General features: G+C 45.3%; 21 protein-coding genes. 12 read left to right on the top strand and 9 right to left on the bottom strand.

Annotated elements, in window-relative coordinates; genetic code table 11:
• The first annotated feature begins 32 nt into the window (after positions 1–32).
• Genes F551_RS0106405 through F551_RS0106390 form a run of 4 tightly spaced genes read left to right on the top strand, consistent with a single transcriptional unit; the run spans position 33 to position 3,918 of the window.
• On the top strand, positions 33–1,217 hold the full coding sequence (locus F551_RS0106405) for a TRAP transporter substrate-binding protein (RefSeq protein WP_018996666.1): 1,185 nt from the start codon (positions 33–35) through the stop codon (positions 1,215–1,217).
• A gap of 21 nt (positions 1,218–1,238) precedes the next feature.
• Complete coding sequence (locus F551_RS0106400; RefSeq protein ID WP_018996665.1) at positions 1,239–1,895, top strand: TRAP transporter small permease subunit; 657 nt, start codon at positions 1,239–1,241, stop codon at positions 1,893–1,895.
• Entirely contained in the window at positions 1,895–3,496 is a 1,602-nt protein-coding gene (locus F551_RS0106395) for a TRAP transporter large permease (RefSeq protein WP_018996664.1), read from the top strand. The genes F551_RS0106400 and F551_RS0106395 overlap by 1 nt, the downstream gene beginning before the upstream one ends.
• A gap of 53 nt (positions 3,497–3,549) precedes the next feature.
• Complete coding sequence (locus F551_RS0106390) at positions 3,550–3,918, top strand: thiol-disulfide oxidoreductase DCC family protein (protein WP_018996663.1); 369 nt, start codon at positions 3,550–3,552, stop codon at positions 3,916–3,918.
• Here F551_RS0106390 and F551_RS0106385 read toward each other — a convergent pair.
• The 3 genes from F551_RS0106385 to parC form a co-directional block, all read right to left on the bottom strand.
• Positions 3,915–4,316 (bottom strand): DUF423 domain-containing protein, encoded by a 402-nt coding sequence (locus F551_RS0106385; RefSeq protein ID WP_018996662.1) that lies wholly within the window; start codon positions 4,314–4,316, stop codon positions 3,915–3,917. The two genes, F551_RS0106390 and F551_RS0106385, sit on opposite strands and share 4 nt — an antisense overlap.
• A gap of 5 nt (positions 4,317–4,321) precedes the next feature.
• Positions 4,322–4,885, bottom strand: a complete 564-nt coding sequence (locus tag F551_RS0106380; RefSeq protein ID WP_018996661.1) for a LemA family protein — start codon at positions 4,883–4,885, stop codon at positions 4,322–4,324.
• Positions 4,886–4,961: 76 nt separating this feature from the next.
• Positions 4,962–7,217: a DNA topoisomerase IV subunit A gene (parC, locus tag F551_RS0106375; protein ID WP_018996660.1), complete on the bottom strand. Its 2,256-nt coding sequence runs from the start codon at positions 7,215–7,217 to the stop codon at positions 4,962–4,964.
• Positions 7,218–7,439: 222 nt separating this feature from the next.
• Between parC and F551_RS0106370 the strand changes: the two genes are divergently transcribed.
• On the top strand, positions 7,440–8,690 hold the full coding sequence (locus tag F551_RS0106370; RefSeq protein WP_018996659.1) for a hypothetical protein: 1,251 nt from the start codon (positions 7,440–7,442) through the stop codon (positions 8,688–8,690).
• A gap of 47 nt (positions 8,691–8,737) precedes the next feature.
• Here the strand turns inward: F551_RS0106370 and recO are convergent, their stop codons facing one another.
• The 3 genes from recO to F551_RS0106355 form a co-directional block, all read right to left on the bottom strand.
• Complete coding sequence (gene recO, locus F551_RS16345) at positions 8,738–9,616, bottom strand: DNA repair protein RecO (protein WP_018996658.1); 879 nt, start codon at positions 9,614–9,616, stop codon at positions 8,738–8,740.
• Between the two features lie 70 nt (positions 9,617–9,686).
• Positions 9,687–10,409 carry a CPBP family intramembrane glutamic endopeptidase gene (locus F551_RS17105; RefSeq protein WP_018996657.1) on the bottom strand — a complete coding sequence of 241 codons (723 nt, stop codon included), beginning with the start codon at positions 10,407–10,409 and terminating at the stop codon, positions 9,687–9,689.
• A 31-nt stretch (positions 10,410–10,440) separates the two neighbouring features.
• Complete coding sequence (locus tag F551_RS0106355) at positions 10,441–10,908, bottom strand: MarR family winged helix-turn-helix transcriptional regulator (protein ID WP_018996656.1); 468 nt, start codon at positions 10,906–10,908, stop codon at positions 10,441–10,443.
• Positions 10,909–11,140: 232 nt separating this feature from the next.
• On the opposite strand from F551_RS0106355, the gene F551_RS0106350 reads away from it, so the two are divergent.
• From F551_RS0106350 to metC, 3 genes are read left to right on the top strand one after another with little or no spacing between them, the layout of a single operon-like run.
• Positions 11,141–12,139, top strand: coding sequence for a cysteine synthase A (locus tag F551_RS0106350; RefSeq protein ID WP_018996655.1), 999 nt, complete (start codon positions 11,141–11,143; stop codon positions 12,137–12,139).
• A gap of 24 nt (positions 12,140–12,163) precedes the next feature.
• The gene (locus F551_RS0106345) at positions 12,164–13,042 is read left to right on the top strand and encodes a sulfurtransferase (protein WP_018996654.1); all 879 of its coding nucleotides are present in this window, start codon (positions 12,164–12,166) and stop codon (positions 13,040–13,042) included.
• Positions 13,043–13,048: 6 nt separating this feature from the next.
• Positions 13,049–14,218 (top strand): cystathionine beta-lyase, encoded by a 1,170-nt coding sequence (metC, locus tag F551_RS0106340; protein ID WP_018996653.1) that lies wholly within the window; start codon positions 13,049–13,051, stop codon positions 14,216–14,218.
• 17 nt (positions 14,219–14,235) lie between these two features.
• Here the strand turns inward: metC and F551_RS0106335 are convergent, their stop codons facing one another.
• Both F551_RS0106335 and F551_RS0106330 read right to left on the bottom strand, forming a co-directional pair.
• On the bottom strand, positions 14,236–15,192 hold the full coding sequence (locus tag F551_RS0106335) for a LysR family transcriptional regulator (RefSeq protein ID WP_018996652.1): 957 nt from the start codon (positions 15,190–15,192) through the stop codon (positions 14,236–14,238).
• Positions 15,193–15,318: 126 nt separating this feature from the next.
• Complete coding sequence (locus tag F551_RS0106330) at positions 15,319–16,203, bottom strand: metallophosphoesterase family protein (protein ID WP_018996651.1); 885 nt, start codon at positions 16,201–16,203, stop codon at positions 15,319–15,321.
• A gap of 444 nt (positions 16,204–16,647) precedes the next feature.
• Here F551_RS0106330 and F551_RS0106325 point away from each other — a divergent pair, with 444 nt between their 5' ends.
• The 4 genes from F551_RS0106325 to F551_RS0106310 all read left to right on the top strand — a co-directional run bounded on the left by F551_RS0106325 (position 16,648) and on the right by F551_RS0106310 (position 21,183).
• Entirely contained in the window at positions 16,648–19,008 is a 2,361-nt protein-coding gene (locus F551_RS0106325) for an AsmA family protein (RefSeq protein ID WP_018996650.1), read from the top strand.
• Between the two features lie 50 nt (positions 19,009–19,058).
• Positions 19,059–19,838 (top strand): exodeoxyribonuclease III, encoded by a 780-nt coding sequence (gene xth, locus F551_RS0106320; protein WP_026296688.1) that lies wholly within the window; start codon positions 19,059–19,061, stop codon positions 19,836–19,838.
• Positions 19,835–20,224, top strand: coding sequence for a DUF983 domain-containing protein (locus F551_RS0106315; protein ID WP_018996648.1), 390 nt, complete (start codon positions 19,835–19,837; stop codon positions 20,222–20,224). The genes xth and F551_RS0106315 overlap by 4 nt, the downstream gene beginning before the upstream one ends.
• A gap of 110 nt (positions 20,225–20,334) precedes the next feature.
• A complete protein-coding gene (locus tag F551_RS0106310; RefSeq protein WP_018996647.1) occupies positions 20,335–21,183 on the top strand; it encodes a hypothetical protein in 849 nt (282 codons plus the stop codon).
• A 66-nt stretch (positions 21,184–21,249) separates the two neighbouring features.
• On the opposite strand, the gene F551_RS0106305 is transcribed toward F551_RS0106310, so the two are convergent.
• On the bottom strand, positions 21,250–21,657 hold the full coding sequence (locus tag F551_RS0106305; RefSeq protein ID WP_018996646.1) for a hypothetical protein: 408 nt from the start codon (positions 21,655–21,657) through the stop codon (positions 21,250–21,252).
• Positions 21,658–21,759: the final 102 nt, after the last annotated feature.

Here is a 21,759-nt window from a genome sequence, read left to right as displayed (position 1 = left end):
AAGACATATAAAAATATACGGGGAGAAGCGGCGTGACAGAATCATCAAACACTCCGAAAAAGAAAAACGGAATAAATAAAGAGACAGCTTTGGATTCAACACGGCGCGGCTTATTAGGCGGTGTTGGTTTTGGATTAGCCGCAACCGCCCTCGCAGCATGTGGTGGTGGCAATGATGCGACTGCTGCTGATGATAAACAATCTCCCAAAGTGGTCCGTAAAAAGCGTAAGCTCACAATGGTCACAACTTGGCCCAAAGGACTGCCCGGCCTCTACACTGCTGCTGAGAGAATCGCGGCGCGTGTCAAAGAGCTGACAGATGGCGAAATAGAAATCAAAGTCTATGGAGCTGGTGAACTCTCCCCAGCACTTCAAGCATTTGACGATGTGGCATCTGGCGCAGCTGATATGTATCACGGTGCGGAATATTATTGGCAATCCAAATCACCAGCATTCAACTTTTTTACGGCTGTACCCATGGGAATGACAGCCAGTGAAATTATGGGTTGGATCGATTTCGGTGGTGGCCAAGAATTATGGGAAGAATTATCCGGCCAATACGGAGTCATCGCATTCCAAGGCGCAAATACAGGCCAACAAATGGGCGGCTGGTTTCGCAAAGAAGTCAACTCATTAGACGATTTTAAAGGCCTCAAAATGCGTATTCCTGGCCTTGGTGGTCAAATCGTACGCGAGCTGGGTGGAGCGGCAGAAACCATCGCCGGAGGTGAAATTTATCAAGCGCTACAAACAGGTCAGATAGATGCGACTGAATGGGTGGGCCCATGGAATGACCTTGCGCTAGGTTTCTATCAACAGGCTGAGTATTATTATGGCCCAGGATTCCACGAACCTGGTTCTTCACTTGCCTGCGGCATGAATAGAGGTGTCTGGGATAGCTTAACTCCAAGCCAGCAACGTGCCATCCGTGCAGCTTGCAACGAAGCAAACCATTTATCATTAGGTGAGTTTACCTATCAAAACTCTATTAGTTTAAGAACGCTAGTGGATGAGCACAATGTGAAGCTGCGCACATTCTCGCCAGAAATTCTCTCACGCATCAGCGAAATCTCTAAAAATGTTCGCGCACAGGCAGGAAGCGGTGGTGCCCTAGAAAAGAAGATCTATGAGAGTTTTGAAAATGCGCTTGCGGCAAACTCTCTTTGGGGAAGTGTCGCCGACGGCCCATTCCTGAATTCACGTTCAAAAGGGAATTGAGCAATCGCTCGGTAAATCAAATTGTCTGATATCGCATTACTCATCGGAAAAGGCCTGCATTATGTAGGCCTTATTCTATCCCCTCTATTGTTCATTCCTTTGTTATTGTTGTTCTTTCCAAAGTTTAGCAACAAATTCAAACCAATGGCGGACGCAATAGATGGCTTGAGTAAAGCGCTTTTAAATATTGCCGGTTGGGCTGGCTTTCTCATGGCAGCAGGCATGCTTACAGCTGTTTTAATGCGCTATGTATTTGGTCAAAGCTTTGGATGGCTCAAAGACATCTGGATATACGCTTTCGCGACATGCTTCCTTTTAGCATCGGCTGGAGCGCTCAAATCTGGCGGACATGTCCGTGTAGATATCTTTTATTCCAATTTCTCTGATCAGAAACGTGCAATAGTCAATCTTATCGGTACATATCTGATGCTATTCCCACTCATGATACTGATACTCGATGCCTATGAACCTACACTGGCACGCGCATGGGGTGCCTTATCAGGGCGTATGGAGCTCTCCTCTGAACCTGATGGATTGCCCCTGCTCTTCCTCTTTAAGACATTGGTTCCCGTCTTTGCTGTCACCATGATTTTGCAAGGTTGGTCGAATGCGTTGAGAGCAGTCGGCGTCATAAAAAACTTGCCCGATTTGAAGGTAGAAAGTGGAGATCAAAACTGATGGGTGATTATCTCCACATTTTTATGTTCGTTGCGGCATTTGCTGCCTTGCTCACGGGTTATCATGTCGCTCTTACTCTAGGCGGCATTGCACTTGTATTTGCGGCCCTTGGTGTAGCTTTCGATGTTTTTGAACCTCGTGCCCTCATATTCTGGCCAAGTCGAATTCTCGGCAATATGAGCAATCAGGTTTTAGCTGCAGTCCCACTCTTTGTAATCATGGGCGTAGTCCTTGAAAAATCTAGAGTCGCGGAAGACCTTCTCAATGCTACAGGACGTATGCTTGCAGGCGTCAAAGGTGGGTTGGGATATTCCGTTGTGCTTGTGGGAGCTCTTCTCGCTGCTTCTACAGGTATTGTAGGCGCAACAGTTGTCACCATGACGTTAATAGCCCTGCCAAGCATGCTCCAACAAGGTTATGACAAACGCATTGCAACAGGAACGATTGCTGCATCAGGCACACTTGGACAAATCATCCCTCCTTCCATTGTTTTGATTGTATTGGCTGACACTATATCCAATGCAAATGCGCAGGCGCGCCAAACAATGGGACAACCTCCATCACCTGTGAGTGCTGGAGACCTTTTCTCTGGTGCAATATTACCCGGCTTATTGCTTGTCGGGTTATACCTCGCCTATTTAGCTTTAATGGCTTTCATCAAGCCAAACTCTATGCCTGCACGTTCTAAAACTGCAGACGCAGATCTGGGAATAGAGACACCTAGCCCAGCGCGCACTGCTTTTGCGTTTATTGCCCCGATGACACTCATAATAGCTGTACTTGGGTCAATTCTTGGTGGCTTTACCTCTCCGACAGAAGCCGCTGCTGTTGGAGCTATTGGAGCTATCCTTCTCGCCGGTATCCGTATGCGAATGGATGAGAGTAATCCCGGTTGGTTGATGAAGATAAGCCTTGCAGGCGCGGGTTCGCTCATCCTACTCATTCTGACCGTTTGGGGGATCAAGCTGGGCATAGTCGGCAATCTTCCACAAGATGCTCCACCTAGTGACTTCTTTACTCAATCAGCATTTGGCAAGATTTACGCTTCATCTATTTGCGGCCTCATCGTGGCTGGAATAGTTGCTTCCCTATTCACGCTGAGCAATCAAAAGAAATTACAAATATCTTTGAACGGCGCTGCTGAAGTTACCTCAATGGTATTTCTCATCCTCATCTGTGCAGGCCTGTTTTCTATCGTCTTTAGAGGTTTAGGCGGAGATGAATTTATCGAACACATGCTCGTCAATATTCCTGGCGGGATGTGGGGTGCACTTATTGTCACCATGATCGTCATGTTCTTCATGGGGTTCTTTCTCGACTTCCTAGAAATCACATTCATCATTGTACCTCTTGTTGCACCTCCCCTAATCATGCTGGGAGCAGACCCGATATGGCTGGCGATCTTGATGGCGATAAATCTGCAGACAAGTTTTCTGACACCACCATTTGGCTTCGCACTGTTTTACCTAAAAGGTGCAGCACCGCCCGAAATCGAAACACCTGACATTTGGCATGGAGCAATTCCTTTCATCGGATTGCAAATGATTGCCCTACTCGCAGTGATGTTCATTCCTCAACTGGTAACTACTTTAATCAGTTAAATGTCGCAGGCCACTTAAATGGTTTCTTACGCATATTATGCTAACCTAAGGGTATGGCTGAAGATACACACACACTCACCGTTTGGTATGATGGGCAAAGCCCTTTATGCGTCAAAGAGATCGCACTAATGCGCCGTTTGGATAAACGAGATGCAATCAACTTTGTTGATGCGTCTGACGATGATGCTTCACTACCTTTGGACAGGGAAATCATTCTAGCTCGTTTTCATGTGACCGAAAATGCAGAAACTCTGTCTGGTGCACGCGCCATAGCGACTATGTGGCGCGCTATTCCGTTGCTACGCCCTTTCGGAAAAGCAGCACAGAACGGAGCTTTAGAGGCTATCCTTGAGGACCTCTATCGCGCTTTTCTAAAAGTGCGTCCAAAGATTGATAACTTCATGAGAGGTTATGGCGGTTAATCTTCGTCTTCTCGTTTGCCTAATTGAGAAACGAATACCAACGCCCAACCAATCATAAAACACAAACCACCAAGAGGTGTAATTGGCCCAATCCAATTAGGGGTAGGCAGGATATCTCGACATGCCAATAAATAAAGCGATCCGCTGAAAAGAATTATTCCCACTAAAAAGAAATAACCTGCACGCTCGAGCCATATTTGCCCATGCACCTGCATCATCAAAAATCCGGTGATGAACAAAGCGACCGCATGATAAAACTGGTAACGCACGCCTGTTTCAAATGTCGCGAGTTGCCCCTCGTCTAGCACAGCCTTCAATCCATGCGCACCAAACGCTCCAAGCATAATCGCAAGGAGCGCAAAGAGAGCACCGAGTTTGAAACAGTTACGCTCGCTCATGTAGCCTAAAACTTCACCTCAGGAACCACTGAAAGATCTTCGCGTTGCTCTTCTCCGAGGTCGAAAAATTCGCGCTGAGTAAAGCCCCAACCGCCTGCTAACATAACCGCTGGAAACTGCTCAATCGCAGTGTTAAAATCGCCAACCGCTGTGTTATAGAAACGGCGAGCTGCAGCAATCTTGTCTTCAATTTGAGAAAGCTCATTCTGCAATTGCAAGAAATTCGTGTTGGCTTTTAAGTCTGGATACGCTTCAGACAAGGCAAACAATTTTCCAAGGGCACCCGTTAGTAAGCCTTCTGCTGCCCCAGCTTCTGCAGGACCATTTGCTGACATTGCTGAATTACGCGCTGAAATAACTTGATCCAGTGTTTCTTGCTCGTGTGAGGCATAGCCCTTCACGGTATCAACTAGATTAGGCACAAGATTTTGACGAAGCTTTAGCTGAACATCAATTCCTGAAAAGGATTCATTACATTGCTGACGCTTGGCCACTAGACCGTTGTATAGCGCAATTAAATAGACAATGATCAGCGCGATTACGCCAAGAACTACATATAATGGTGTCATCGTGTTTCCCCTCAGAAATAAACACTTATACCTTTAAGGAAAACACTAAACACAATTTGCATTCTCTGCAAAAGGTCTAGCTGAACTTTCCAGTACGGTTAAAACCTTTCGGTGCCAATTTACCCGCCGCAGCGCGCTTACCAACCCACTCTTTCCAATCATTCATGGAGATATTACGGCCGCCGCTATCCTGCCAGAAGAAACCATCTTCAGAATCAAATGTAGCGATATCCATCAATTGCTCATTCTGAACGCCGGTTTGCTTGTAATTCTGTAGCTTCACACCTTTACCACGCGCCATTTCTGGCAATTCAGATAATGGGAAGAATAGGATTTTCTTGTTGTCGCCAATGACTGCCACCATGTCACCTTCTACGCGTGGACAGAATGCAAACGTTGCCCCGGACGGCGGGTTTTGCACGACTTTACCGCCGCGTTTTTGCGAGATGAGTTCTTCCTCATCAACAACAAATCCATATCCCGCTGTTGATGCGACAACGCGCTGACGCCCTTTTTGCGGGGTAATCATAGCGATGATGGTTTCATCCTCTGGCAAATCAGCTGACAAACGGATTGGCTCACCGTGTCCACGTCCGCTAGGCAATTTGTCCGCAGCGAACGTGAAAGCTTTGCCCCCCGAAGCCAGCAGCACGACTTTGTCAGTCGTCTGACACTCCAATGTATACCCTAATTCATCGCCATCTTTAAATTTGAGTTTTTCAAGAGACTGATTGTGTCCCTTAAGCGCGCGTATCCACCCCATCTTGGAAAGAATAACTGTGATTGGTTCTTTCGGGATCAATGCTTCCAGCGCTGCGTCTGCATCAATTTCAACTGCAGTTCCGAAGAGACTACGTCGACGCCCAAGATCGGATTCAGGGTCAAACACTTCACGCGCGATTTTGAGCTGACGCTTCACCTCTGTCCATTGGCGCGCTTCCGACCCAAGAAGTTGAACTAGCTTATCGCGCTCAGCGGACAGTTTGTCGTGCTCGCCCTGAATTTCCATTTCTTCCAGCTTACGCAATGCACGCAAACGCATATTCAGGATGGCGTCCGTCTGGATTTCAGAAAGACCAAACGTCTTCATCAACTCTGCTTTTGGATTATCCTCAAACCGGATAATGCGGATCACTTCATCAATGTTGAGATAGGCTTTGAGCAAACCATCAAGGATGTGCAAGCGCGCTTCAATCTTGTCCAAGCGGTGCTGTGCACGGCGGACAATCACTTCCTGACGGTGATTAAGGTATGCTTTCAATACCTGCTTAAGCCCCATAACGCGCGGCACATTATGATCGAGCACATTCATGTTGAGAGAAAAGCGGTTCTCAAGGTCAGAAAGCTTATAAAGGCTCGCCATCAAGACTTCCGGATCAACCAGCTTGTTGCGCGGCACGAGAACAACACGAATGTCTTCTGCGCTTTCATCCATCACATCTGATAGCAATGGCGCTTTCTTCGTTTCGATCAGTTCGGCAAGACGCTCAATCAACTTGGACTTTTGCACCTGATAAGGAATTTCCGTCACGACGATCTGCCAAGAACCGCGGCCAACTTCTTCCTTTTCCCACTTACAACGCATGCGGAAACCACCGCGCCCTGTTTCATAGGCTTTTAGGATGCTGTCCTTGTCTTCAACAATCTCACCACCCGTTGGGAAATCCGGCCCTGGCATGATTTGCAAAAGATCTTCAGTCGTTGCGCTTTTGTGTTCGATCAGATGGATACACGCATCAATACATTCAGCCGCATTGTGTGGCGGAATGCTTGTGGCCATCCCCACAGCGATACCGGAAGATCCATTGGCCAGTAGATTTGGGAAACCCGCCGCCAACACAACTGGTTCTTCATCGCCGCCATCATATGTCTCTTTAAAATCGACCGCGTTTTCGTCTAGCCCTTCAAGCAAGAGCATAGCCGCAGGTGTCAGGCGCGATTCCGTGTAACGCATGGCGGCTGCTGTATCGCCATCGACATTCCCGAAATTCCCCTGCCCATCAACAAGCGGAAAGCGCACGTTGAAATCCTGCGCCAAACGCACAAGCGCGTCATAAATCGCACCGTCACCATGCGGGTGATATTTACCGATCACATCCCCAACTACACGGGCAGACTTTTTAAACGCCAGTTCAGGGTTTAAGCGCAGCAAGCGCATGGCGTACATCAAACGGCGGTGAACCGGCTTGAGGCCATCGCGCACATCAGGCAGCGCACGCGAGGTGATCGTCGACAAAGCATAAGCCAGATAACGCTTGGATAGCGCTTCAGACATCGGCTCTTCGAAAATGCCGGCTCTTTCATCTTCTGTCTTGAATTCGTCGTCGCTCATATCACTCTTTACACATCTGGTCTTTTTGATTCTTAACCATAATGTGTAGGACGAAACCTTTTATACGCCAAGTGTGGTTAATGAGAGAAGATGTGAGTTTCTAGTACGAACGAAAATTCGATAAATTGATGTTATCCATAGTTTCCCTCTTTCGTTTCTTCCAATTGCTCATACCATAAATCACTTATTGCCTCTATGAAGATTTGAAGAAGTGTACGTCTCATGAAGCCCAACTATCTATTGTCAGCGGTCATCCTAATAACACTAGTTTTTACAAGTGGATGCACAACAAGCGCCGATACCCCTCCCAATAAAGTAATAGGTGACCTAAAATTTCAGACCGCCCCTGCTTTAGCTGATTCAATTACACTCGGTGGCAAAGGTGGAAAGATAATCAAAGTGACCAACCTTCAGCCTTCCGGAAAAGGAAGCCTGAAGGAAGCACTTGAACAGAGCTTTCCTCGTACAATTGTTTTTGACGTTAGTGGAGTGATTGACCTTCAAGGTAAATCTCTAAAAATAAACGACCCCTTTGTGACTATCGATGGAGCTAGCTCTCCTTCACCCGGTATTACTATAATAGGTGGTGGTATACGTCTCCAAAGTCACGACATACGAATTGAACATCTAAAAATTCGGCCTGGAGACCTAGGTGAAGCACCAAATAGCGGTCGCAGTATTGATGCTATCGCCACATACCCCGCCTACAACTTGGTCATCGATCATTGTTCACTCAGTTGGGGGACTGATGAAAACATTTCAGCATCTGGGAAAAGGTTTTCTGGCGAAACCCCAAAAGAATGGCAAGAAAACACATCTCATAACATTATGTTTTCAAATAATATTATTTCTGAAGGGCTGTTAAACTCAACTCATTCTAAAGGTAGTCATTCCCGCGGTATGCTCATTCACGACAATGTTCGGGATGTCTATATTTTCCGAAATTTGTTTACATCCAACAACAAACGAAATCCTGTTTTCAAGGGTGGAACAAAAGGCTCAGTCATCAACAATTTTGTTTATAATCCAGGATATTGGGGTGTTCACTACGCACTCAAAGCCAAAGAGTGGGCGGACAATGAATACATTATGGGCGAAATTGATCTGATCGGAAATGTTATGAAATATGGACCGTCTACGAGACAAGAACTGTCTTTGTTCAGTTTAGGCGGTGAAGGAGATTTGTCGATCTATGAAAATGATAATTTAATCGACACTTCCAGTGCTCCGCCACCTCTCCTATCAAAATACAAAGATAAAACCATTGCAGATTTCAGGTATTCCAAATCCAATCACCAGCCATTGGACGGCTTAAAAATTGTAAAAAGCAAAGACCTGTTTTTATCACTTCAAAAAAACGTGGGTGCTCGCCCTTGGGATAGAGACTTGATCGACATCCGTATTTTGAAAGAAGCATCATCTCGAACCGGATCCATTATTGATAGTCAAACAGAGGTTGGCGGTTATCCCTGAGCGCTTGTGCTACTCTCAACTAGCTCAATCTTTGACAAATCTTTTGCCTACTTCCGATTCATAGGCTGACGCACTTTTCGGCTGACGCGTTTGTGCTCGGGCACATCTGGTTTTGCACCCATATAGGTTGGACGTTCACCGCTATGTTGCTGCATTGGCGCTGTGCCAGTGTCGGGCCTTTTGGGCATGATCAAACGTTCGGCTTTTTCCAAACGCTCAAGCATAAGATAACGCGCTTCGGGCGCATCGCGGTTTAGGTCGGCAAACAATCGATGTACAAGGAAATGCCCTGTTAGACGAAACCCTGCACCGATATCATATGGCGAAGGCGGTGCTTTGCTGTCAGTGAGAAATGCAGGCAATGGCAGCAATTTATCGAGATATTGCTCGGCCTCTGATCCACGCACAGCGCGCCCTGTTTTGGGGCTGACATGAGTAAGCCCATCATTACCGCCTGAGAGCGCGCAGGTTTCAAGGTCCAGCCCATATCCCATTTGCTGGAGAAACCCGATTTCCCATTTAATGAAAATCGCTGGCCAGACATCTGGTTCACCCATTACATCCAGCAGGGTTTCGGTTGCTTCAAACAAGCCCTGCTTCGCCTCGCCCTCTGGCAAGCCATCGCGCATTATGGAGGTGACGGCTGATAATCCAGCTAGTGCAAGTGGGTCTGTCATGAAACGGGCTGCACGCTGATTGGTGGCATCAGCTACAGAGAAATGCCCTAGCGCTGCCTCAGACTTGGCTTTCCATTGCACTTCAATCGTGTTGCCTGCTTCGATCAGCGGGCGTTTTTTCTGGGAGATTCCGCCATAGACCATTGCCCGTGTATGCCCACGGCTAGGTGTGAATATATCAAGGATCACATCTGTTTCACCAAATGTGCGTGCACCCAATGATATCGCAATGTCGGTCCATTCTGCCATGCTATAGCGTTAACGCGCGATCACGCTTTGGGGAAGACAAAACGTGATCTATTTTTTGAGTTATTGGATTTTACCCTGCCGGCATAGTGCCCAAATATAGCATTGTCATACCCAGTGTATTTGTCATGCCATGTGCAATTATCAACGGCCATAAACGCCGGCCAAACATTAAATACATAATGCCCATTAGCAGACCTAAGATCCCTGTCGCCGCAAAACCAAGCCACCCTTGATAATACATGTGTTGTTGCCCAAAAATGGCTGCTTGCGCGATAACAGCAATAGTCACTCCTACATATTTGAAAGGAATAATTGCTTCAATTCGATTGATCAAAACGCCCCGAAACAAGATTTCTTCTGTGAAACCGCCGATAATCCACCCAATGCTCAACCAAAGAATAAATGCAGGCAAGTTACCTGTAATATGATCAAAACGCGCGGCATATTTTTCATTCTCAGCTGTGTAGTTATTTACATCAACGAGGCTTGCAGAAATGCTCGAAATGAGTGTTGAAGCCACAATACTAACTATGATCGCAATTACTGTGTAGAGAACAAACTTCCATTTTTTATCTCCCCACCTTAGTCCTATATCGCGGAGTGAAGTTCCGTTGCTTCTCAACAACGCTACCCCGACTATCAAAGCTAAAATTAGTGAAATAGGCCCAGCATAGGTCCAAAGAGTTTCATGCCTTAAGAGGATCTCTTTGACAGTGATGAGCACCGCTAAAACGGCAATCAGATCTCGTATGGCAGTGAGAGGTCTCACTCCACTTTGTGGATTGGTCTGCATTTTTTATATCCTGTCTAGGTGACTTCTAGTTCTACAGCATTCTGTCTTTAAGCGTGTTTCTCTGCATGCATCGCTCGGCCTCAATTATCTTTTCGCTCAAATTGCAACCAATTTCCGTTTCAAGTTGAGAGAAGATTTGTTGAACTTCCTGCATAAATTTGCCTAACTCTTCAGCCTCTTCTTGGCCGATTGGTGTCAGCATAATTAGACGACTTCGCTTGTCGTTCTTGTTGGGAACCCGTTTCGCCAAATTCAACTTTTCTAACTCTTTAATTCTTTGAGCAGTCAATTGATGGCTTGAGCCAACAGCATTGGATATATCCGTTACGGATGCCCCATTCTGCGCATGTAAGTATAGAACGGTAGAAACAGATAGAGGCGGTGTCTTCCATCCTTTTTCTCGCATAATTTCTTCGCCCTGTTTGGCCAAAGTATCAGCAAACCTCGTTGCATAATATGCAACAAACCCTGCCCCCCAATTTTGTAAGAAAAAATCCAATATCGACCTCCGAAATTATTTTCGCAAATAATTGCGCAATTTATTGCGCATGTCAATCCAAATTCAAATTGTCTTGCAAATCCAATCGAAGTTGATGATTAGGTCAGCTATATTTGCAGTTCACACAAACTCTATCATTAGAGCGATTGATTGGATGGACTACTCATCCTAAATTACAGACAACAGACTCACTTAGCCCTTGGGGCCAAACCGATAATCAGAAAGCTCTCCCATGCAATTCCACGAAAATGCCGTCGATGCCATTGGTAACACACCACTCATCAAGCTTCGCAAAGCATCGGAGCTAACTGGATGTACTATTCTTGGTAAGGCTGAATTTCTAAACCCGGGTCAGTCTGTAAAAGATCGCGCAGCTTTAGCAATCATTCGTGCTGCGGAAGCCGATGGATCTTTGCAACCAGGTGGAACAATCGTTGAAGGCACTGCAGGAAATACAGGTATCGGTTTAACAGTTGTCGCTAATGCATTGGGATATAAAACAAAAATCGTTATGCCGCGCACACAAAGCCAAGAGAAGAAAGACGCTATTCGTCTGCTGGGTGCCGAGCTTGTTGAGGTGGATGCAGTTCCATACAAAAACCCGAATAACTATATTCACTATTCGCGTCGTCTAGCTGAAGAAATGGCCGAAAGCGCTCCTAACGGCGTGATCTGGGCCAACCAGTTTGATAATGTTGCAAACCGTCAAGCGCACATAGACACAACTGGTCCCGAAATCTGGCAACAAACAGGAGGCCAAGTAGATGGCTTTATTTGTGCTGCTGGTTCAGGCGGTACTATTGCGGGTGTGACGATTGCACTTAAAGAACGCAATAAAGACATTCAATGTGCGCTCGCTGATCCAGGCGGAGCCGCGCTGTATGGATATTACAAAAATGGCGAACTAAAATCGGAAGGCACATCCATCACAGAGGGAATCGGTCAAGGACGCATCACTGCCAACCTTGAAGGCTTGGAATTGGATGATGCATTCAGAATTACTGACGACACAGCATTGGAAATTCTTTTTGACCTTACTGTAAACGAAGGCATGTGCCTTGGTGGCTCGGCAGGCATAAACATAGCTGGCGCGATAGAGTTAGCGAAAAGTATAGGCCCCGGAAAAACGATCGTGACAATGCTGTGTGATTACGGAAACCGCTACCAATCCAAAATGTACAATCCAGAATTCCTAAAGGAAAAAGGTTTACCCACACCACCTTGGATGTAAAAACGACACAAAAGGATATACCAAATGAGCGATATTGAATTTGCTTCTCCACTTGTGTCTGCACAATGGCTAAAAAAGAATTGGGGCCGCAAAGGCCTCAAGATTATTGACGCCACTTACACACTGCCATTTCTAAACCCAGAAAAATCAGGGCAAGAAATCTTCGAAGAGCAGCACATTCCGGAAGCCTTGTTTTTTCCCTTGGATGAAATTGCAGATCTGAGCAATGACCTCCCCCACATGCTACCAACTGAAATTCAGTTCAGTGCAGAGTTATCGGCTCTTGGTGTGTCTAACGATGATGCCATCATCGTGTATGATCAAAACAACTGGATCGCATCCGCACGTGTTTGGTGGACACTACGTGCCATGGGCCATTCAAACGTCGCTGTGCTAAACGGAGGATACGCTGCTTGGCTAGATGTCAATGGTGGTTTTGAAAAAGGCCCAGCCGAAAAAACAAACACTGGAATTTTCAAAGCTGAACTAGATACGAGTCTAGTCGCTAATGTTGATAACATGCGCGCGTATGTAAGTGGGCAAGATAAGCAAATTATTGATGCGCGCAATAACGCCCGTTTCATGGGTGAAGCTGCAGAGCCTCGTGCGGGATTAAAATCCGGGCACATGCCAGGCTCCTATAATCTTCCTCACTCTGCGTTCGTTCGCGAAGATGGATACTTTCAGGATTCAGAGACTATCATAGATACACTCACTGAAATTGGCGTCGATCTAAATCAACCTATCGTCACAACCTGCGGGTCAGGTATAACCGCATCAGTTCTTGCGCTTGGGTTGGCCGTGATTGGCCGCGAAGAAGTCGCTGTATATGATGGCTCTTGGTCTGAATGGGGCGGAGCTGACAACTGTCCTGTACACACAAAAGATGATCTGGAAAGCTAAGCAGCTATGAGCAGCAATAAAACCGTTGGCCTCTCGACTCGCATGATCCATTCTGGACGTAACCCTTCCAATCAATTGGGTGCGGTCAATCCTCCAATCCATCGTGCGTCAACCATAGTATTAAACCGTGCAGAAGACTTGTATAAAGACGGTGTCCGTACATACGGCATTGGTGGAATGCAGGTTCATGACGAACTAAAAAACGCTTTATGCGCACTAGAAGATGCAAACCATTGCCTCATAACTGAATCTGGATTGCTCGCTTGTACATTGCCGATATTCGCCCTTGTTGGCGCAGGTGAGCACATATTGTTGCCAGACAATGTTTACAGCCCCACACGTCGATATTGCGACCGCTCGCTTAAACGAGCTGGTGGAAGTGTTAGCTATTACGATCCGACTATTGGTGAGGGTATTGCTGATCTCATTCAAGACAATACCCGATTGATCATGATTGAAAGCCCCGGCTCTCTGACATTCGAACTTCCTGATATTCGCGCAATCGTTGCTGCCGCCAAGGCGCGTGGTGTCGCAACTGCGCTCGATAATTGCTGGGGATCAGGTGTGTATTTGAGGCCTTTAGACCTAGGTGTCGATATTTCAATTCTGGCAACGACTAAATACGCCGGTGGTCACTCAGACACATTATCTGGTGCCCTTCTCTTAAATGATGCCAATCTAGCAAACAAACTCGCTGAAGCATCCGCTGACTTGGGATTATGCACTTCACCAGAAGATGCCAGCATTGTGTTGCGCGGACTTCGTACAATGACAACGCGATTGAAGGTTCATGAAAAAGCTGGCTTAGAAATAGCAGAATGGCTGCAAACACGTCCAGAAGTATCACAGGTTCTTCATCCAGCCCTTCCTGACAATCCGTATCATAAATTGTGGAAGCGTGACTTTACTGGGTCAGCGGGACTATTCACTTTTGAACTTAAACCAAGCTCAAAACAAGATGTTTTGAACTTTCTGAATTCATTTGAATTATTTGGACTTGGTTTCTCATATGGTGGGTATGAGAGTCTGGTTATGAATTGCGACCCTCAACTTGTTTATAGAGACAAGAATAATCTCAAATTTGATGGCCCATTAATACGCCTCAGCATAGGTTTGGAAGATGTAGAGGATTTAAAAGCAGATCTTGAAAAAGCATTTGCAACTCTACCTCAATAGAGTTGCAAACTGGCGCTCTATCTTGCTGATGGAATAGCGCAAACTTCGTCTTTGGTGGGGGGAACGTATACAGGACTGTTTTTACACACGTCACTCAAGACATTTCGTAACCACATTGCTCCTGGATCTGAATTTAATCTGCGGCTCCAATACAAACGCAAGTTAAAATGAGGGAACTCCACGGGTGGTTGCACTGCCACCAAACCACCACGTTGAACATGACGATAAGCCAAACGAGACGGCGATAATGCCACCATATCGGTGTCTCGCACCGTTTCAGCGATCGATGTATGGTGTGATGAAGTTAACGCAACGCGACGACGCAATCCATTTTCAGCCAGCAAATCATCAATCCGCGTATGACTGTCTCCTCGTGTTGAAAACACAATATGATCTAATTCAGAATAGGCTTCCAATGTCATTTCCTGACACATATTTGGATGCCCTTCACGCATGATCAAAACAAATTTTTCTTCCAACATTGGCGAGAAATTGATGCGCTTTGGTGGCTCTGCTCCACTAAAAAATAGAAAATCAAGATCACCTGAATCAAGGGAATCATAAGTTTCACCAATTTTCACGGGTGAAATGCGTAAATCCACACGCGGTGCTTTTTCACGCAAAGTTTCCATAAGTGGTGGCAAAACGACGTGATCATAATAATCCATCGCACCGATGCGAAATGTCCGCTCCGAAACTCTTGGATCAAAGCTGTCATGAGATGCTAACGTTCGCTCAACGTGACGCAGCGCTTCTCGCACATCAATCGCGATTTCAGAACATCTTTCAGTTGGGTCCACGCCTGATGGTGTGCGAATGAACAATTCATCCCCGAATGTTTCGCGCAATCTGGAAAGCGCATTGGACACCGCAGGCTGCGTGACATTCAAACGACGAGCTGCACGTGTTACATTTCGTTCCCGCCACAAGGCATCGAATGTATTGAGAAGGTTCAGATCAAACTTCTTATCCATGGTTCGCTCCCACGCCAAATTTCTCCGATTCAAATCGGACCCCATTCGTGTGAGTTTGGATCAATTCAGTTTCATTATCAATATAAATGATATCTAGGAAAGACTATTTTTCTGCATCACTGTAGATTAAGTTGTGATGAAATCGACCTGATCTTCAAATAGGCGCACTGCTGTCAGTTTACTTGACATATACGCCCCCGTGTCGACGCTAATACGTCTAAAGTCACGGTGAGGTTCATTGATTGGTGTGTGCCCGTGAACGACAACTTTTTCAAATGCATCTTTGTGATAGAGAAAATCATCCCTAATCCACATAAGATCTTTTTCTGATTGCTCTTCCAAGCTACGCCCAGGACGCAGTCCAGCATGTACGAACACGTAGTCGCCAAGCACGAGACAAACTTCCAAAGTCTCCAGAAAGCTTCGGTGGCTCAGAGGAATTTTCTCAACGAGGTCCAGACGTGCTTGTTCCCAACCATCAAAGTTATCGCGGCCACGCGGTGGCTGAACGTTGTAAGAAACAAGAGTTTCAATTCCACCGTATTGAGACCATCTTTGCCCTATTCCTGAATTCATCAAGAATTCTTGAAAAGTCTCTTCGTGATTACCTTTAAGAAAGCGAAGATCGAACTCTTTGTATTCATCACCAACAAGCAAATCGATGACCTGTCGGGACTGAAAACCACGGTCTATGTAATCACCGAGAAAAACTACAGCGTTTCGCGTTTCTGGGTCATTACTTTTCGCGACGTCTTCACGAATCTTTTCCATGAGTTTTTTGAGAAGGTCTGCGCGGCCATGGATATCACCAATCGCATAAACACGTGTGCCTTCAGGAACTCTTGATTCACGAAGAGGTACAAGCAACGCTTCTTCAGCGGTCATAGCTGATGGGTTTTGCTTAACGACTTTTTTCTCAGGAAACACTCTTCCCCACAACTGATAAAAACGCGCAACGAAATCTCGTCGGCGTTCTAAATACCAGTCGTTCAAATCGTCAAAATTAAACATCAACTTCCGTCTTACTTAACTCTAATGTGCCCGTAAAACTTGCCCCGAAGTATAACACTGAGCAAACTTTCACTTTTACAATGGCAAGAAACGCACCAACACCACTTTACAAATCAAATCGCAGCTTTGGATACGCAGCTTCTCAAGATTCAAATTACACGAAAACAACGCATAATTATGACCATTTCGGATCAATTCAATTGCCTCACCGAAAATAACTTGGTCCCTACCTAACGCAAACTGTTCAATATTCATTAAAAACAAAAGATGAAAATTGTTACGTCTCGGCTATTGGCTTGGATAACCTGATTAACTTTCAAGAGCTATTTTTTCTAATTTTTTATAGCTATCAAGAACTTCTGTTCTGGTTACAGTCATCAACATGCCATAGTTTTCTTCTAATAGTTAACTGATTCACCATTTTCATATTTGAGGGCTGATTTAATGATCCGCTTTATCCTGATTTTACTTACCATAATAGCGGTACTCATAGGTGGTGTTATAGCCGCGGTGCATTTCATCCCTTCATCTGTATACAAAGAAAAAATTGAAACTGCCGCCGAAACCGCATTGGGAAGAGACGTCATCATTAACGGTGATGTTAAAATCAGACTTTTCCCAAAAATAGCGGCATCGGCAGGACAAACAATAATCGCTAACCCAGAAGGCTTTGGAGATTCTGATTTTGCATCAATGTCGGAGCTAAGAGCTGCTGTCAAAATCCTCCCTCTCCTTTCCCAGAAAGTTGAAATTGACGAATTTATTCTGGTTGATCCCAAACTTTCTCTGGTGAAGCTTGAAAATGGCCAAAACAACTGGACATTTGCACCTGCTTCCAAGCCAAAACCTGAAACAGAATCTCCTGATACTCCTGATCAACCAGCAAATGTTGATGCAGGTTTGGGTGATGTTCGTTTGGTCAATGGCTATGTTTCTTTTGACGATCGTCAGGCGAAGCAGAAGCATGTTTTATCTGATCTAGATATTCTCGTAAAACTTCCTAAAATTAACGGCCCGCTCAAGATAGACGGTGACGGCATTATTGATGATCTGGCATTTGATCTCAACGCTGACATAGCCAACCTCCAAAAACTGTTGGGCGGCTTATCAACTGCTATCAAAGCAGACCTTAAGACTGACCTAGCTAGCACGGGCTTAGATGGAAATGTCGTTATGGGAGATGTCATTGGATTGGAATTGAAGGCAAATGCAGATGTTTCTGATCTGCAAGCTTTGGCCAATTTTATGAAAGTGGAACTACCCGGTGCTGCAGCACTTGGAAAAGCCAAATTGAGTGCTCAAATCGGCGGTCAAGTTGGCGCTCTTAAACTTAGTGACGTTGTATTTAGCCATGACAGCGATCTATTGAACATTGGTTTTAATGGAGCCGCCAATGTTGGAGATAAAATCGCGTTTCAAGGTGATCTCAATTTAGATGCCCCAAATCTTCGTGCTTTGGCACAAAGTGCTGATGTCGCTCTCCCGGCTGGTGATGTTTACAAGCACTTCAGTCTGACGGGCTCAACCAATGGTTCATTAGAAAGTGTCGCACTTACAAACGCAAAACTTGTTTTTGATGACATAAAAGGCGATGGAGACATGCGTCTTAGTCTTGCTGGCAGTAAACCGAAACTGACAGGAAACCTTTCAACAAACGTTCTGAATGTTACCAAATATGCAGCAGCCTCTGGTGCTGCAAATGAAAAACCGAAATCAAACAATGGCGGTTCTTGGGAGGACACAGCTCTCGATCTAAGCCCCCTAAAAGCGGTAGATGTAGATCTTCAAATTCAAGCTGAGGGATTAAAATTCCAGGGCATCGATATTGGAAAAACGAGTCTGAACACCACAATTATCGATGGCAGGCTCGTTGCTGATTTGACGGAAACATCCCTTTATGGCGGAAAAGGTTCAGCTAAGATTGTCGCAGACGCATCAAGCTCCACACCAAAAATTGAAATGCTTGCCAATCTAAACGCATTGAATGCTGCCCCCTTCCTTGGTGCGGTTGCCGGCTTTGATAAAGTCGAAGGTGTTGGCGGATTGAATATCTCACTGAATGGATCTGGTTCCACAATGGGCAATATCATGAGCTCACTGTCAGGTGGTGGTAAATTCAAATTCGATGACGGTGTGGTTAAGGGGATCAACACCGAAAAACTGATGAAATCGGCTACCGAATTTCTGAACACTGGAACCATTCCTTCAGCAATGTCGGCCGATGAGGAAACCAGCTTTAAGGAATTTGCAGCCAATTTCGCAATTCAAAAAGGTGTCGCTTCCACTAAAGATTTCAACTTTGAAGCAGCTGGCTTTAAAATCCCGGGGCGTGGTGAACTAGACCTTGGTAACCGCACCCTATCCCTGAGCATGTTCCCTGAATCTGATGATAAATCAGTCGGAATAAACGGTTTTGCCCCTCCCATCAAAATTGCTGGTGGATGGAACCAATTATCAGTTGGATTAGATCAAGAATGGTTGCAACAAAAACTTACTCAACAATTGCAGGATGAAGCTCAGGATCTAATCGCCAAAGAATTAGGATTGGGCGGTTCATCTGGTGATATTCTCGGCAGCGGTGAGGATGCTGATAAAGCGCGTCGCGACGTGCTAGGCAATGTCTTAGGTGATGCTCTTGGTATTAATAAAGACAAAGCCGAGGAAGCAGCTGAGGAAAGTTCTACAGATACGACTGAACAGGATAGCAAAACCAGTAATGAAGAAGCGCCTGAGGAAGAAGAAAAGTCACTTGAAGAGCAATTAGAGGATGAAGCCAAAAAGCAAATCCTCGACCTATTCAAATAGATTGAAATTCATGATCGACCGACTCACAAAGGGCTGATACTGCTTACTTCATGAAAATAGCGTCTTGGAATGTAAATTCGGTGAATGCACGCCTGCCAACTGTGCTTGAGGTATTGAAAACCCTCGAGTTGGACGTGGTTTGCTTTCAGGAAATCAAATGTATCGACGATAATTTCCCGCGTCTGGAAATCGAAGATATGGGTTATAACGTCGTCACACATGGCCAAAAAAGCTATAATGGCGTGGCGATACTATCCAAACATCCTATTGATGATGTTTTGGTTGGCCTACCCGGCGATGAGAGCGATGAACAGGCGCGCTATCTTGAAGCCCTCATCATGGCTGAAACACCCGTGCGCGTTGCGTCGATCTATCTTCCCAATGGCAACCCCTTCCCAGGCCCAAAGTTTGACTACAAGATCGCTTGGATGGAACGTCTAAACGCCCGTGCAAAAGAACTACTTGCTTATGAAGAGGCAGTTGTTTTAGCCGGGGACTATAATTGCATTCCACGTGATGAAGATTGCTATGATCCTGCTGCTTGGGTAGATGACGCCCTCGCCCAACCAGAAACGCGCGCAAAGTTCCGTGAGCTTCAGTGGATGGGCTATACAGAAGGCTTTGCTGCACGTGACAATCGCGGCCACCAATATACTTTCTGGGACTATCAGGCGGGTGCTTGGCAGAAAGATAATGGTATCCGCATCGACCACCTTCTTTGCAGCCCACAAGCCGCAGACAAACTAAAAACCATCTCCATTTATCGCGACGCAAGAGGCATGACAAAACCATCTGACCACGTCCCGATCGTAGGTGAGTTTGATCTTTGACCGCCTTGCCCGAACCCATTGATACGGCCCACAGCCCCAATACGGTCTGGCAATCAATAAAGCGCTGCATAAAAGGGAAATGTCCCAATTGCGGCAAGGGCAAATTATGGGCGCGATATATTAAACAAGTCGATCATTGCGAGCATTGCGGTGCGCACCTTGAATCTGTCCGCGCGGATGACGGGCCTGCATGGCTCACCATTCTGATTGTGGGACATATCTGGTCGCCATTGCTTGTGTTGGTCACCCGCTATGACATCCCTATGTGGTTTCTCTTTCCCACGCTATTGATAAGCGCGGCGCTATCTTGCCTAGCCGTCCTACCATTTTCCAAAGCCATATTCATCGGCGCAATCTGGAAAACGCAGAAGACTGAGGTTGAGTGATGGAGTGTGAAGTTATAAAATGACTAAACTCAGCTTTCCGAAATCTATTTGCAAAAATAGAGTGAAATTTTCAGGATCCACCAAACTGAAATCCAAGGAACACTGCTAAAATGAGAACAATTTCTCTATTGTTAGGATTGTATATTGTTATCTGTTTCAATGCCAATTGCCAAAGTGTTGAGCCCATTCAACCAAGTGGAATATCAGGAATTGTTGGAATAAATGAGTTCAAAAAAAACAAAGATAAACCTATTCCAACCTTCGCGAAAAATCGAGTTTCGATGGTTTGGGTGCCCTTTAGTGATCCCAAATATGAAAACATGGAAGGACATGAAGCAACAGCCACTTTAGTCCAAACGCAAAATGGGATTAAATTATTAACGGTTCTTCATTCGGTATATTCATCTAAATCACTTCACCGAATAGCAGACGAGATATACGTTAATTTTTTTGATGGAGATATACATAGAATTTCAGTCGAACACCTGCCAGAGAAACTAGAAAGTTTTGATAGCAGTCATGATTTTCTTTTCTTAAACTTACCCGAAAAAAAGTTCCAAGAAAGAGAAGGGATTCCCCTAAAAAGGGATTGCCATGGTCATCAAGGTGAATATTCAGCTGCAGGCATCATTAGAGAGAAAGATGATTATTTTCTCTCAAGTCATGATAATTTTATCATAGTAAATAGACCAGTGGACAATCTAAGTTATACTGACCTTGATCTAATTGGGGGAATGTCAGGTACACCAATTTTAGAAAAAATTACTGAAGGAAAAGCCGCTCTACATGCGATCGCTGTAGCAAAATCACCTCTACGAAATTGTAGTCCACTGAGTAAATATGTAATCACCAAGGCAAATCTTGATTGCGCAAATTTTGTCTTAAGGATTTGTGAAAAAGATTATGAATATCAGAAAGAACTTTTTTCAGTTCCTCTACATAGAGACGAACCAAAATAAAATGCAGAAAACCCCACTGGAAAGTACTCCAGTGGGGCATATAAACTCTTATTAGTGGCCTAGTTTCTAGCCTAAACACTTCTTGTTGAAAGCTTCGGTCTTTTCATTATAGACGCCAGCTTTTTCCATGAGGGATGTGTTTAGCTCGTCCAATTTCAGTTTGGCTGCTTCTGCGGCTGTGTTGTGCTCTTCTACACTTGTTTCATAGCCAGATTTTTCTTCTTTGGTCATTTTGATGATGCCAGTTTTCAAATTGGCAAGTTCGGCGCGAGCGGCAGCACGCTCATTATTGTGCACTTCAAAAGTTGCAACAGTTTCATCACGTTCAGCTTGAAGGCCAACTAACTCTTTACCCATAACGCCAAGCTCTTTTTGCATGCTCACACATGATCCAGCTTGAGCAGCACCAGCAAACGCCAGCGCGGAGACACCAACAACGATAAATTTGGATGCTTTGCGCATAATAGAAGTCATATATGTCTCCAATCTTGTCTAATAAATCACGTTTCAACTGACTAATGCTAATCAGCTGAATATGAAATGAAGCTAATGAGAGCTTGTGTCCAATTCTGGGCA

Origin of the sequence: Hirschia maritima DSM 19733 (assembly GCF_000378345.1) — a bacterium.
In the GTDB taxonomy this organism is placed as follows: domain Bacteria; phylum Pseudomonadota; class Alphaproteobacteria; order Caulobacterales; family Hyphomonadaceae; genus Hirschia; species Hirschia maritima.
This window is presented reverse-complemented; position numbering and strand designations above follow the sequence as displayed.

Excerpts from the sequence above, each read along its gene's own strand:
- F551_RS0106395 (WP_018996664.1), top strand. The coding sequence starts at position 1,895 with ATGGGTGATTATCTCCACATTTTTATGTTCGTTGCGGCATTTGCTGCC.
- F551_RS0106390 (WP_018996663.1), top strand. The coding sequence starts at position 3,550 with ATGGCTGAAGATACACACACACTCACCGTTTGGTATGATGGGCAAAGC.
- F551_RS0106385 (WP_018996662.1), bottom strand. The coding sequence starts at position 4,316 with ATGAGCGAGCGTAACTGTTTCAAACTCGGTGCTCTCTTTGCGCTCCTT.
- F551_RS0106380 (WP_018996661.1), bottom strand. The coding sequence starts at position 4,885 with ATGACACCATTATATGTAGTTCTTGGCGTAATCGCGCTGATCATTGTC.
- parC (WP_018996660.1), bottom strand. The coding sequence starts at position 7,217 with ATGAGCGACGACGAATTCAAGACAGAAGATGAAAGAGCCGGCATTTTC.
- F551_RS0106370 (WP_018996659.1), top strand. The coding sequence starts at position 7,440 with ATGAAGCCCAACTATCTATTGTCAGCGGTCATCCTAATAACACTAGTT.
- recO (WP_018996658.1), bottom strand. The coding sequence starts at position 9,616 with ATGGCAGAATGGACCGACATTGCGATATCATTGGGTGCACGCACATTT.
- F551_RS17105 (WP_018996657.1), bottom strand. The coding sequence starts at position 10,409 with ATGCAGACCAATCCACAAAGTGGAGTGAGACCTCTCACTGCCATACGA.
- F551_RS0106350 (WP_018996655.1), top strand. The coding sequence starts at position 11,141 with ATGCAATTCCACGAAAATGCCGTCGATGCCATTGGTAACACACCACTC.
- F551_RS0106345 (WP_018996654.1), top strand. The coding sequence starts at position 12,164 with ATGAGCGATATTGAATTTGCTTCTCCACTTGTGTCTGCACAATGGCTA.
- metC (WP_018996653.1), top strand. The coding sequence starts at position 13,049 with ATGAGCAGCAATAAAACCGTTGGCCTCTCGACTCGCATGATCCATTCT.
- F551_RS0106335 (WP_018996652.1), bottom strand. The coding sequence starts at position 15,192 with ATGGATAAGAAGTTTGATCTGAACCTTCTCAATACATTCGATGCCTTG.
- F551_RS0106330 (WP_018996651.1), bottom strand. The coding sequence starts at position 16,203 with ATGTTTAATTTTGACGATTTGAACGACTGGTATTTAGAACGCCGACGA.
- F551_RS0106325 (WP_018996650.1), top strand. The coding sequence starts at position 16,648 with ATGATCCGCTTTATCCTGATTTTACTTACCATAATAGCGGTACTCATA.
- xth (WP_026296688.1), top strand. The coding sequence starts at position 19,059 with ATGAAAATAGCGTCTTGGAATGTAAATTCGGTGAATGCACGCCTGCCA.
- F551_RS0106310 (WP_018996647.1), top strand. The coding sequence starts at position 20,335 with ATGAGAACAATTTCTCTATTGTTAGGATTGTATATTGTTATCTGTTTC.
- F551_RS0106305 (WP_018996646.1), bottom strand. The coding sequence starts at position 21,657 with ATGACTTCTATTATGCGCAAAGCATCCAAATTTATCGTTGTTGGTGTC.